The 11,859-nt window shown below is 55.2% G+C and carries 14 protein-coding genes and 1 pseudogene; 3 read left to right on the top strand and 12 right to left on the bottom strand.

Translation table 11 applies throughout. The annotated features are described in order from the left end of the window. A pseudogene (locus ACK543_RS13660) lies at positions 1-272 on the top strand (hypothetical protein); the annotation flags it as partial. A gap of 212 nt (positions 273-484) precedes the next feature. Here the strand turns inward: ACK543_RS13660 and ACK543_RS13665 are convergent. From ACK543_RS13665 to ACK543_RS13690, 6 genes are all read right to left on the bottom strand, one after another. Beyond that, on the bottom strand, positions 485-1,513 hold the full coding sequence (locus ACK543_RS13665) for a TRAP transporter substrate-binding protein (protein ID WP_409943392.1): 1,029 nt from the start codon (positions 1,511-1,513) through the stop codon (positions 485-487). Continuing rightward, on the bottom strand, positions 1,510-3,123 hold the full coding sequence (locus tag ACK543_RS13670) for a methyl-accepting chemotaxis protein (protein ID WP_409943393.1): 1,614 nt from the start codon (positions 3,121-3,123) through the stop codon (positions 1,510-1,512). The genes ACK543_RS13665 and ACK543_RS13670 overlap by 4 nt, the downstream gene beginning before the upstream one ends. 54 nt (positions 3,124-3,177) lie before the next feature. Then, complete coding sequence (locus ACK543_RS13675) at positions 3,178-4,191, bottom strand: TRAP transporter substrate-binding protein (protein WP_409943394.1); 1,014 nt, start codon at positions 4,189-4,191, stop codon at positions 3,178-3,180. Positions 4,192-4,252: 61 nt separating this feature from the next. Continuing rightward, positions 4,253-5,542 carry a TRAP transporter large permease gene (locus ACK543_RS13680; protein WP_409943395.1) on the bottom strand — a complete coding sequence of 430 codons (1,290 nt, stop codon included), beginning with the start codon at positions 5,540-5,542 and terminating at the stop codon, positions 4,253-4,255. Between the two features lie 35 nt (positions 5,543-5,577). After that, the gene (locus ACK543_RS13685; protein ID WP_409943396.1) at positions 5,578-6,069 is read right to left on the bottom strand and encodes a TRAP transporter small permease subunit; all 492 of its coding nucleotides are present in this window, start codon (positions 6,067-6,069) and stop codon (positions 5,578-5,580) included. Then, complete coding sequence (locus ACK543_RS13690) at positions 6,066-6,659, bottom strand: gluconokinase (RefSeq protein ID WP_409943397.1); 594 nt, start codon at positions 6,657-6,659, stop codon at positions 6,066-6,068. The genes ACK543_RS13685 and ACK543_RS13690 overlap by 4 nt, the downstream gene beginning before the upstream one ends. A gap of 192 nt (positions 6,660-6,851) precedes the next feature. Here ACK543_RS13690 and ACK543_RS13695 point away from each other — a divergent pair, with 192 nt between their 5' ends. Next, positions 6,852-7,892, top strand: a complete 1,041-nt coding sequence (locus tag ACK543_RS13695; RefSeq protein ID WP_409943398.1) for a LacI family DNA-binding transcriptional regulator — start codon at positions 6,852-6,854, stop codon at positions 7,890-7,892. A 346-nt stretch (positions 7,893-8,238) separates the two neighbouring features. Here the strand turns inward: ACK543_RS13695 and fliR are convergent, their stop codons facing one another. Then, positions 8,239-8,985, bottom strand: a complete 747-nt coding sequence (fliR, locus tag ACK543_RS13700; RefSeq protein WP_409943402.1) for a flagellar biosynthetic protein FliR — start codon at positions 8,983-8,985, stop codon at positions 8,239-8,241. On the opposite strand from fliR, the gene ACK543_RS13705 reads away from it, so the two are divergent. Continuing rightward, positions 8,882-9,106: a hypothetical protein gene (locus ACK543_RS13705; protein ID WP_409943405.1), complete on the top strand. Its 225-nt coding sequence runs from the start codon at positions 8,882-8,884 to the stop codon at positions 9,104-9,106. The two genes, fliR and ACK543_RS13705, sit on opposite strands and share 104 nt — an antisense overlap. 16 nt (positions 9,107-9,122) lie before the next feature. Here ACK543_RS13705 and fliQ read toward each other — a convergent pair whose 3' ends face one another. The 5 genes from fliQ to fliM all read right to left on the bottom strand — a co-directional run. Continuing rightward, positions 9,123-9,392: a flagellar biosynthesis protein FliQ gene (fliQ, locus tag ACK543_RS13710; RefSeq protein WP_409943399.1), complete on the bottom strand. Its 270-nt coding sequence runs from the start codon at positions 9,390-9,392 to the stop codon at positions 9,123-9,125. 12 nt (positions 9,393-9,404) lie between these two features. After that, positions 9,405-10,094, bottom strand: a complete 690-nt coding sequence (gene fliP / locus ACK543_RS13715; protein WP_409943403.1) for a flagellar type III secretion system pore protein FliP — start codon at positions 10,092-10,094, stop codon at positions 9,405-9,407. Positions 10,095-10,173: 79 nt separating this feature from the next. Then, entirely contained in the window at positions 10,174-10,530 is a 357-nt protein-coding gene (locus ACK543_RS13720; protein WP_409943404.1) for a FliO/MopB family protein, read from the bottom strand. Positions 10,531-10,537: 7 nt separating this feature from the next. Further along, on the bottom strand, positions 10,538-10,975 hold the full coding sequence (gene fliN, locus ACK543_RS13725; protein WP_409943400.1) for a flagellar motor switch protein FliN: 438 nt from the start codon (positions 10,973-10,975) through the stop codon (positions 10,538-10,540). Continuing rightward, a partial coding sequence (fliM, locus tag ACK543_RS13730) for a flagellar motor switch protein FliM (RefSeq protein WP_409943401.1) occupies positions 10,965-11,859 on the bottom strand: 895 nt, incomplete at its 5' end. The genes fliN and fliM, both read right to left, overlap by 11 nt.

The raw sequence follows: 11,859 nt of genomic DNA on the forward strand, positions 1-11,859 counted from the left end.
GCCACTTGAAGGGTGAGCAGGGTGACCGGCTGCATGCGGTGCTGTGCGCTGCGGGCTACAACATCCGGTGGTTGCTGCGCATGATCGTCAAGAAGGGGGTCTCCTTCTTGCGGTCGATTTTTTTGTGCCTGCAACAGGCCCGCGTCCTGGACCTGTCTTGGTTGGTGAAGGCCATGGTGCGGGTCATGCAGGCTCAGAGGACCTGGTCATCGGCCCGCCGCTGTCGAGGTGTGCATCGTCGAGCGGGCGCTTACGCGTCAGTTGCTGCTTGAATTGAATAAATCAGGGGCGACTTAATAGAAGCGTGTACAAAATGAGTGCTTCGGCAATTGCCAACAGAAGCTCAACGTCCATCAAAAATACAATCGGAATCCGTCAAAAAACCGTACAAATAGCACCCACAAGTGGAGAACTACACACGCAAAATTACAGCGAATTTAAATCTACAGTTAAGGCTATTTGAACTGGCAGCGCTCCAACCAAATCACTTGTTGGCACCACCTGCCGCAGCCGTACGCATGGCCCCCAACTCTATGTATAAATCTATCATCGTGCGCAGACCAATATCGGTGTTGTACTTCTCAATGACATCGCGCAAGCGATTACGAATTCGCTCCATATCAGCTCTTGGCAGAGAGGCGACCACCATTCCTTTGGCCTTCAACTCGGCCAATGCTTTCGAATTGGCTTCACGACTTAATGCACGTTGTACGTCGCGAGACTCCAACGCGGCTCGCTGGAGTGCCTTTTGCTGCTGTGGATTAAGTTTATCCCAGGTTGCTTTTGATATGAGCAGAACAAACGCGGAGTAAACATGCTGCGACAGCGTCAGATATTTTTGAGTTTCGTAAAACCGACTCGAGAGTATCGTGGGCAGCGGATTTTCCTGCCCATCCACCGTTTGGGTCTTCAGCGCCTCATAAACTTGAGGAAAGGGCATCGGAACCGCCTCGAAACCAAGCCGATTGAAGCTATCGACCAACATCGGGTTTTGCATGGTTCGCATACGCAAACCCTTAAAGTCAGCCATGCTTTCTATTGGTTTGCGGCTGTTGGTCATTTGGCGAAAGCCATTTTCCCAATAGGCCAGCCCAATGAGCTGATGTTTGGGCAACTGATCTAATAATCGCTGTCCCCACGCCCCATCGAGGATAGCCTGGGCCTCACGTTCACTAATAAACGTGAACGGATAATTGATAGCCGAGTAGCCGTGATCCAGCCCCACCAACGTAGAACTGTCAGGCACAGTCATATCCTGACGGCCTTCCTGCAGCGCCTTGATCATGGTGAGATCATTGCCAAGTGCGCCGCCAGCGAATAGTTCAATACGGAGGCTGCCGTTGGTATAATTTTCCACCCGCTTGGCAAAGTCCTGCACGCCTTTTGCCTGGACAGAGTCCGCAGACAGACCTATCCCAACCTTCAACGTCTGCTGAGCATTAGCGGTCAGGGCATTGATAGAAAGCAGAAAGAGCAGTACGCAAACCTGCCAACTGCATTTTTGTATTTTCATCGTACTCCGCCTGCCAGACGTAGAAGTTTTTGCTTTTTACCAGCCGATTGAACAACGTCAACGTGAGGCAAAGAAAAAATTGCCACGACTTGAACCTGCTCGTCTGCCATCACCTTCAGGCTTGACGCGGCGGCAGCAATCTGCTCAACCAGTGCAGCGTTTTGCTGAGTGGTTTGATCCATTTGCCTCACGACAGCATTTACTTGCTGCACACCAAAAGCCTGTTCGCTACTTGCCGTATTAATTTCGGCAATGATGTCTGTGACTCGTCGAATCGATCCAACCACCTCAACCATGGTGGCACCAGCTTTGTCAGCCAGGCGCGTGCCATGTTCGACTCGCACGACGCTTGCGCCGATCAGCGTTTTTATTTGCTTCGCGGCCTCTGCCGATCGGCTGGCAAGGCTGCGCACTTCAGAGGCAACCACCGCAAAACCACGCCCCTGCTCTCCAGCTCGGGCCGCTTCAACCGCCGCATTGAGGGCAAGAATATTGGTCTGGAATGCGATGCCGTCGATCACACTGATGATCTCTGAAATGCGATTGGACGATTCATTGATGTCCTTCATCGTTTCAACCACCTGGTTGACCACATTACCGCCATCGATCGCCACCGCGCTGGCACTTTGAGCTAACAAATTGGCCTGACTGGCATTATCAGCATTTTGCTTGATGGTATTACTCAAATCCTCCAAGGAGGAAGCAGTTTCTTCCAGAGAAGCCGCCTGCTGCTCCGTTCGGATACTTAAGTCATTATTTCCCTCCGCAATTTCGGTGCTGGCTGTTGCCACGCCTTCCGAACCTGACCGCACGGTTGAAACGACGCCCACCAGATCTCTCTGCATGTTGCGTAGCGCGTCAAGCAGCGCTCCTATTTCATTTTGCCCCGCTTGCGGAATATGGGGGGTAAGATCACCCGAACCAATGCGGTTGGAAACATCAACCGCCTGATGGAGTGCACGAGAAATACTCCGCGCCAGCAGGTATCCAGCCAACGCAGCCAAAATGAGGCCCACCGCTACCGACGCGATTGAGCTCCAAAAAATGATTTCGGCGCGCTTTTCTGCTGCGTTGTAAGCGTTTCGCGCTTCGTCCATCTGAATTTTGACCAATGCAGCAAGATGTTCCCGGGTGGCTTCATACAGGGCCGGCATTTTATTCAACCCGTAGTCGACCGCCTTGCTGGGGTCATTTAATATCAAGGCCTTGATTGTTGGCTTGACGCCCTCTTCTTCGAACTTTGCGCGCCTTTCGACAAACTCTTTGGCGATTCGCTCTTCCTCGGGCTTACGGGGCACGGCAACATATGCTTCCCAAACTTTATCGATTCGAGATTTTTCCAGATCGATTTTTGTATTAAGTTTGGAAATAAGCTCCGGCAATGGCTCCAACAACATGATGCCAATGCTAATCTGATTGTGCAGCATTCCCTGTTGAACATCAGCTAGTTGCCCAAGTGCGATGGTTCGATCTTGGTAGACCGATCGTAGCGCCGCATTCGACGCGGAAATGCCATAAAGACCCACTCCACCAATTGCCAGTAAAATGATCGACAGGAACCCGATCAGCAAGGTGAGTTGGGTAGATACCTTCACGTTTGTCAGGGCCATACGCATTACCTCTTCTGGTGGACGGGAGTCACCCGGCGGGTGACTCCAAATGAATTATTTACGCATGCGAGCCAATTCCGCCTGTGTTTCACTCCACAGATCCATACCGACATTCACAGCAATGGCAGCATTGATCGTGGTGAGTTTTTCACGCATCCGCCCTGCTTCAGTGGCGCGAAGCACGGTTACTTCCATACCCTTGGATTTGAGGTCTTCCAGAGCTTTGGCTGCTTCGGCGCGTGTGTCTTTGCGTTCAAAGTCTCGGCTGGTCTTGCCTGCTTTAATCAACACATCTTTCTCGTCTTTGCTGAGGCCATCCCAGAATTTCTTGCTTACGAGCACAATCCACGGGCTATATACGTGGTTTGAAACGGTCAAATACTTCTGGGTCTCGTAGAAGCGGCTCGAGAGAATGGTATTGAAAGGATTTTCCTGTCCGTCCACAGCGCGAGTTTCCAGTGCGCTAAAGAGTTCAGAGAAAGGAAGCGGAACTGCATTGGCACCCAGCGACTTGAAAGTATCCAAGAAAACGGGGTTTTGCATGACGCGAAGCTTGATACCATTCAAGTCTTCGAGCTTGGCAACAGTCTTCTTGCTGTTGGTCAGGTTGCGGAACCCGTTCTCCCAGTAGACCAAGCCAACCAGTCCTTTTTCTTCCAGCTTCGCGCGCACCTTGTCGCCAATGGGACCATCCAAAATGGCATCGGCTTCCTGGGTGTTGTTGAAGAGGAAAGGCGTGTCCCATAGCGCCATCTCTTTGGTGATGCCGACCAGGGTGGCCGTTGAACCCACCATCATTTCTTGTGCGCCACCAATCAGCGCTTGCTGCATTTGCACGTCAGAGCCGAGAGCGGCTGCACCTACAGTGCGCAGCTTCATTTTGCCGCCTGAGAGTTTTTCCACTTCATCAGCCAGTACTTTTGCGGCACGGCCTTGATTGGATTGCTCGTTGAGTCCATAACCAAACCGGATCAAGCGCGGCTTGATGTCCTGGGCTTGGGCAAGGCCAGATGTGAGCAAGCCGATACCCACGGCGCCAACGATGAGTGAGCGTCGAATCATTTTCATTAAGGTCTCCTGGTTAAAAACTGATAAATACAGGGGTTGTTGTAAAACACTTTTCAGTGCGCTATCGCATCCACTTTACTGGATATGTGACTATCTGAGGGAATAACGTGAGCAGTATCAGCAGCCCACAATACACTGCTAAAAATGGATTCACTCCCTTTATGACCTGGTCTAGACGCATTCGTCCTACGCCGGCGACCACATTGAGTACTGTCCCTACTGGTGGCGTTATTAGTCCAATGGATCCATTCAGGATGAACATCAAGCCGAAATAAATCGGATCAATTCCAGCGGCGACCGCGATCGGAAGCATCACTGGGGCAAAGATCAAGATCGTTGGGGTAAGATCGAGTGCAGTGCCGATTACTACCAGCAAAATCTGCATGACTGCCATCAATAAGATTGGATACTCAATCAGTGGGCCCAGCCATCCGGTCATGGTGGCTGGCAAATCTGCCAAGCTAATCATGTAACTCGCAACCTGGGCACCCGCACACAAAAGCATCACCACCGAGGTCGTTTTAGCTGCACGTACCAGAACTCCATGCAGGTCTGAGAGCTTCATTTCGCGATGCACGAAGAAGGCAATGACAAGGGCATACACTGCAGCCACCACCGCCGCTTCGGTCGGCGTGAAAACGCCAGTCTTCATGCCTCCGATAATGATCACAGGCATGAGTAGCGCCCAGAATGCCTTTGCTGTTTCGCGCAGACGGCTTGATAGAGGCAACTTTTCGCCTGCGGGCAAATCCAGCTTGCGCAGCAATATTCTCCAGGTAATGATCAGACCAGCTCCCATCATTAAACCTGGAACAATCCCGGAAAGAAAAAGCGAGGAGATGGACGTGTTGGTGGTTACGCCATAGATCACAAAAGGCATGGAAGGCGGAATGATGGGCGCAATGATCCCGCCGGACGCAATCAAACCTGCTGATGTCGCCATGGGGTAGCCGTGGGCGCGCATCATCGGAAGCAAAATAGTCGCCAGCGCTGCGGTGTCAGCCAAGGCAGATCCACTCATACTTGCCATCAAAATGGCTGCGCCAATCGTCACATAGCCCAGGCCGCCAGGAATGTGCCCTACCCACGCTTGTGCCATGGTGATGATGCGTCGACTAATACCGCCCGCATTCATCAGCTCGCCCGCCAATATGAAAAACGGTACGGCCAGCAGGGCAAAACTATCTACGCCCGCCACCATATTTTGGGCCAGCAACTGCGTGTCAAAAAATCCAAGCACCCACGCCATGGATGCGCCTGTTAGCAGGAGTGCAAACGCCATGGGCATCCCAATGCCCATGAAGACGAGCATTCCTGCTACGAATACGAAAGTAACCAAACCTTGGTTCATGGTGATTTTTGCTCTGTTTGATCTGCTCGCTGGGGTCACTCGACGTCATGTACATGACCGTGGTCCAGCGATTTTCCAACCACCAATTGGTACAGCGCCATCAGGCCAATGGTGCAGCCACATAGAAATGCCGGCAAAGGCAGTAGCGCCTGTGGGTAACCCACGACCACGCTTCGGTTATTCATACTTGCGATCACCTGCTGCCAGGCACCCCAGGCCATCATGGTGCAACTCACCACCACCAATGCGTGTATGACTCGGGTAGTCATTTTGAGGTGTGCTTCCCTGCCTGGTTTCTGCAGCGGCTTCAATAGGCTAGTAAATGCCATGTGTTCGCCTTTTGGATAGGCCGCCGTCGCACCAATGAATACCATCCATACGAAAAGCAGCCGTGACAGCTCTTCGCTTGCCGCGATACCGCTTCCAAAACCATATCGCATGACGACATTGATAAAAACGGAACCGGCCATGATCGCCAGGCAAATGGCCATCAGCGCGTCGGATATTTTTTGATAGAGATCGCTCATAGCTCCTCCTGCTGCGTTTCAGAGCGAAGCCATGCACAGGCGAGCTGAGTGATTTGATCCACCGGCAGTGTGGCATTGATATGCAAAACGCCCGCCTCGTCGATCGGTGACTCCAGGGTAGCGAACTGACTGGCAACCAAAACGGGGGGAAACATGTGCTCGCCCGCGCGGGCAGTAACTCTCTCAAGCGCCTGTTCGTGGCTGATATCCAAGAACACGAAGCGCAGTCCCATTGATGCTTCGCGCAAGCGGTCTCGGTAGCTGCGACGCAGCGCCGAGCAGGTAAGCACGGCACCATCGCTGTGTCGCGCCAGTTCGCCGCCCAAGGCGTCTAGCCAGCCGGTGCGATCTTCATCTGTCAGCGGCACGCCCTGGCGGATTTTGTCGATGTTGCTTTGCGGATGATATGCATCACCTTCAATCAGAGGCAGCCCAAGAGCATTGGCCAAAGCAAGCCCGGCACTTGATTTACCGCAACCAGCAACGCCCATCATCACAATTGACTTCATTTTGGATAGCGCTATCTGTAAAGAAAAAATAAAACGGTTGCGCGCTCTCTGGACATTATCTTGCTCTGCTTTGAGCAGCATTCACTGCCAACGATCTCGATTGATTTCATATGTCGGATAGCGCTATCTAAATTGAGTCAAAAAAATGCCAGCTATCGCACAAGACTACGAAGGTACTGTGCAATGCTATTATTGTTAAATTGGAAAGGACGCATTAAGATAGCGCTATCCTAATGAATCCAACCAACGCCAGCAATCAGGGAAAGTACCAGTATGAGTGCGACGCCACGTAAAAGCAGGGCTTCTGGCCGCGTTACTTTAGATCATGTGGCCGAAGCTGCCGGGGTGAGCCGCATCACTGCTTCGCGCGCTTTGCGTGGCGAGCGGCGGGTGGGCGCAGAGCTGGTCAAACGGGTTGCCGAGGCGGCGGCTCGGTTGGGCTATGTGCCAGATCCGGCTGCTCGTGCGCTGGCCAGCGCACGAAGCAACACGGTGGTGGTCCTCATCCCTCTATTGTCCAACAACTTGTTTGTTGATTTGCTGGAGGCAGTGCACCGAACGCTATATCCGGCGGGTTACAACATCCTGATCGGGGTGACCCACTACCGGCCACAGGAAGAAGAGGCATTGCTCACGAGTTACCTGACGCAGCGCCCTGCGGGCTTGTTGGTGACCGGATTTGATCGCACACCGCAGTGTCGCAAGCTCATCGAACAAAGCGGCGTGCCTTGTGTGCACTTGATGGAAACATCGCAAGACCCCGCACAGTACTGCGTGGGCTTCTCTCAAACGGAGGCAGGCCAAGCGCTGACAGATCACCTGCTGCAAATCGGGCGGCGGCGCATTGCGTTTGCTGCGGCCCAGCTAGACCCACGCGTGATGAAGCGACTGCAAGGGTACCGGCAGTCGCTTTCGGCAGCCGGTTGCTACGACCCCGCCTTGGAGTTGCTCAACCCCAAGCCATCATCGTTGGCCTTGGGTGGAGAACTGCTGGAAACCCTGCTGCAAGAACACCCGGAGGTTGATGCCATCTTCTTTTGTAACGATGACTTGGCCCAAGGTGGCTTGCTTGCCGCAATGCGCCTGGGTATCAAAGTACCGCAGCAAATAGCCATCACGGGCTTTAATGACCTGTCTGGCAGCGCTCAGATGTGGCCCCCGCTCACGACCGTACGCACACCACGGGTCGAGATTGGTACGAACGCGGCCAGCATGCTGCTCAACCTGATGCGGGGCGAACCGCAGCGCGACCATAGCATTGACCTCGGGTGGACACTGCAGTTGCGACAAAGCACTTTGGGAGTCCTTGGTTGATAACGCCCCATCTGGTAGTGGCCGTCGGGGCGCAGACAAGACGTCAGTGGGTTTGGCGGGCACCCGTGTGGGGGCAAGGTGGTCACTCACACAGGGCACCGGTACCGCCCTGCGGTCTTTCGTTTTAAATGGCTCCGCAGAGTCTTAAGGAAGCTCTGCATAACTCCCTGCGGTTTGCGCTGGCGCGGGCTCGGGTAGTCCACGGCGTTGCTTTTCTTGCCAATAGCCATGCTATTGGCCGCAAAAAGCGCCTTGTGGCCTATCCCGATCCGCACCAGCGCATCCTCGCGAGGGTTTTGCAGAGCTTCCTTAACGCCATCAGGCCGCCGAGGCCGAACCCGGGACACTATCGCTGTGCAGCGAACAGATCGATCGCCTGGCGCATCAACGCCAGCACTGGCTGTTCAAGCATCGGGAGCGTTGCTGCGATCCCGAGCATGCCGACGGTCAAGGTCACAGGAAAACCGACCGCATAAATGTTCATTTGCGGTGCAACCCTGGAAATGATGCCAAGGGTCAAATTGACAAACATCAGCAAGGCGATCATCGGCAATGCAATCCACAGCGCGCTCGAAAAAAGCGATGTTCCGATCTCATGCAGGCGCATCTTGGACAAAGACTGGAGGAAGTTCCCCGTCACAGGAAACTGGTCAAAGCTCTTGACGACCGCCATCAGAATCAGAAGATGTCCGTTGATCGCCACAAACAGCAGCGTGGCCATGTGCCCAAAAAAACGTGCCACGGCGCTGATCTGGGCGTTGGAGGAAGGATCGAAAAACGATGCGAAGTTCAACCCCATCTGCAGACCAATGATTTCACCGGCCAATTCCACCGATGCAAAGACCAGCCGGACCGCAAAACCCATGGCCAGCCCGACGGCAACCTGCTGCGCGACGGCTGCCAGCGCATCGGGTCCTGTGATGCTGACAACGGGTTGATTCACCAGCATCGCCTGGGCGCACAGGGCAACCAGAAACGCCAGTCCGATCTTGACCCGCATGGGCACAACACGCATCGAAAACACGGGTGCCACAGAGAAGACGGCGAGCACCCGCAAAAACGGCCAGATGATGGGCGACAGCCAGGCCGCAATCTGCGCTTCACTGAACGAAATCAACGGCCACCTCTTACCCGATGAGCCGGGAGCATCGATCGATCAGGGGCCTGGCGCCGTGGTGTCGCAAGCTCGACGCAGGCGTCGTTCATTCGACTGAACTGCATGGCACCGGCTCATCCAATGACCGAGGGAATGGACTCGATGGTGCGGCGAATGAAGTCCACCAGTGAGCTGAGCATCCAGGGGCCCGCGATGGCAAATACCACCATGGCCGCAATCAGCTTGGGCACAAAGGCCAGTGTGGCCTCATGGATCTGGGTGACCGCCTGAAAAATGCTGACCACCAGCCCAACAGCCATCACGACGACAAGCACAGGCATGGAAATCATCAACAGCAGCGTCAATGCATCGTGACCGATCGTGAGCACCATCTGTGGGGACATGCGGGCTCTCCTTCAGGGTATGAAGCTCGCAGCCAGGGAACCGATCAGCAGATTCCAGCCGTCTGCCAATACGAACAGCATGAGCTTGAAGGGCAGGGCCACCAGCACCGGCGAAAGCATCATCATGCCCAAGGACATCAGCACGCTGGATACCACCATGTCGATCACCAGAAACGGGATGAAAATCATGAAGCCGATCTGGAATGCCGATTTGAGCTCGCTGGTCACAAAGGCCGGCACCAGAACGCGCAGCGGTGCCGTTTCAGCAGTCACCTGCGGGTCCAGCCGGGCAAGCCGGGCAAACAGGGCAAAGTCAGACTGTCGCGTTTGCTTGAGCATGAAACCTCGCATGGGCGCTTCGGCCCGCTCTAGCGCCTGCTCGAAAGTGATGGTGTTTTTGGTGTACGGCACATAAGCATCCTCGTACACACGATCGAGCGTTGGCCCCATGACGAAGAACGTGAGGAACAACGACAAGCCAATGATGACCTGGTTTGGAGGCGCAGACTGCGTGCCGAGCGCCTGCCGCAAAAGAGACAGCACGATCACGATGCGCGTGAAGCCCGTCATCATCAACAGCACGGCGGGTAAAAACGACAGGGCCGTGAAGAACAGCAGCGTCTGAATGGGCACCGAGTAACTGTTCCCCGACGGGCCGCTTGCAACCACAAGGGGCAACGATGCGCCAGCCGACTGCGCCATGGCAGAGCCCGGGAACACAAGCGACCACAGCACCGCAGCGCCCACAAGCGCGGCGGATCGCCGAGCCCATGCCAGTCGTTCAGACATGCCCGGCTCCCTGCGCCCGTTGCGCGGCAGCTGCCATTTCGGCCTGAAACGACGTTGATGCCACAGGCGCAGCGGGAGCAGCGATGCCAGCCTGCATGGGCAAAACATGCAGGCAAGTGATGTGCTGCGGAGTTACGCCGATCACAAGGCAGGTGCGGGCGTGTTCGGGCCCCACCTCCACCGTCACCACTTTTTGGTGCGGCCCCACAGCCACCGCCGACACCACTTTCGAGGCCGCACCGGGAGCCAAGCCGCCTATCGCATGGCGTTGCTGCAACCGGCGAACGGCCCAGGGCAACATCGCCATGACCCCGACGAACAGGATCACGACGAGCAGGGTTTGGGTGATGCTTGCGCTACCCACGGCTGACCCGACGCAGACGCTCGGAAGGGGTCACCACATCGGTCAGGCGAATACCGAATTTGTCATTCACCACCACCACTTCGCCCTGGGCAATCAGGTAGCCGTTGACGAGCACATCCATTGGCTCGCCCGCCAGCGCGTCGAGCTCCACCACCGAGCCCTGGGCCAGTTGCAGGATGTACTTGATGGGAACCCTGGTACGCCCAAGCTCCACCGACAGCTGGACGGGGATATCAAGCACCATGTTGATGTCGTTGACAGACCCGTCTGGCGTACCAGAAAACGGCTGCATGGCCTCACCAAACAGGGGTCCACCCTGCTCGGCTCCAGCGGGCTTTTCATCCGAGCTTTTTTGCTCCTCCAGCGCCTCGGCCCAGCCAGCAAACGGATCGTCTGCTCCGGCTTCTTTGCCGTTGTCTTCAGTTGACATTTTTTTCTCCCAGCCAGCTCATGTCGGACGTGCGCAGGCACTCTTCGATACGAATGGCGTATTTGGAATTGTGGGTGCCATACTGGCATTCAAAAATGGGGACTCTGCCAATGGACGCACGTATACGAGGCTCGCGGTCCAGTTCGATGAAATCCCCCGGCTTCATCGCAAGAAGTTGCCCCACCGTAGCGTCAGCCCGCGCGAGCTCAGCCACCAGCGTCACCTCAGCTGCCTGGATTTCACGCGTCAAAACACGCACCCAGCGCCGGTCCACCTCAATGGAATCGCCCTGCGTTGACGAATACAGCACGTCGCGGATGGGTTCAAGCGTCGCATACGGCATGCAGATGTGAATGGCGCCTGACAGGTCGCCAATCTCCAACTGAAAAGCCGTTGAGACCACGATTTCGCTGGGGGTTGCGATATTGGCGAACTGCGGCTGCATCTCTGAGCGCTGGTAGTGAAGTTCGAGCGGGTAGATGCCTTGCCAGGCTTTCTTGTATTCGGCACAGATGACATCGACCAGGCGGTTGATCACGCGCTGCTCGGTGGGCGAAAAATCTCGACCCTCGATGCGGGTCTGAAACTTGCCAACGCCGCCGTACAGCGTGTCGATGATGCCGAACACCAGGGACGGTTCGCACACAATCAACCCGCTACCCCTTAGCGGCCTGATGGCGAGAATATTGAAATTGGTGGGGACCGCCAGTTCGCGCAGGAAGGCGCTGTAACGCTGCACCGATACCGTTCCCACTGAGATTTCAGGGCTGCGCCGGATGAAATTGAACAGCCCGATCCGAAAGTTCCGGGCGAAACGCTCGTTGACGATTTCCATGGTCGGCATCCGTCCGCGGACGATGCGTTCCTGGCTGGAGATATCGTAA

It is taken from the genome of Acidovorax sp. (genome assembly GCF_046341535.1).
GTDB lineage: Bacteria > Pseudomonadota > Gammaproteobacteria > Burkholderiales > Burkholderiaceae_C > Acidovorax.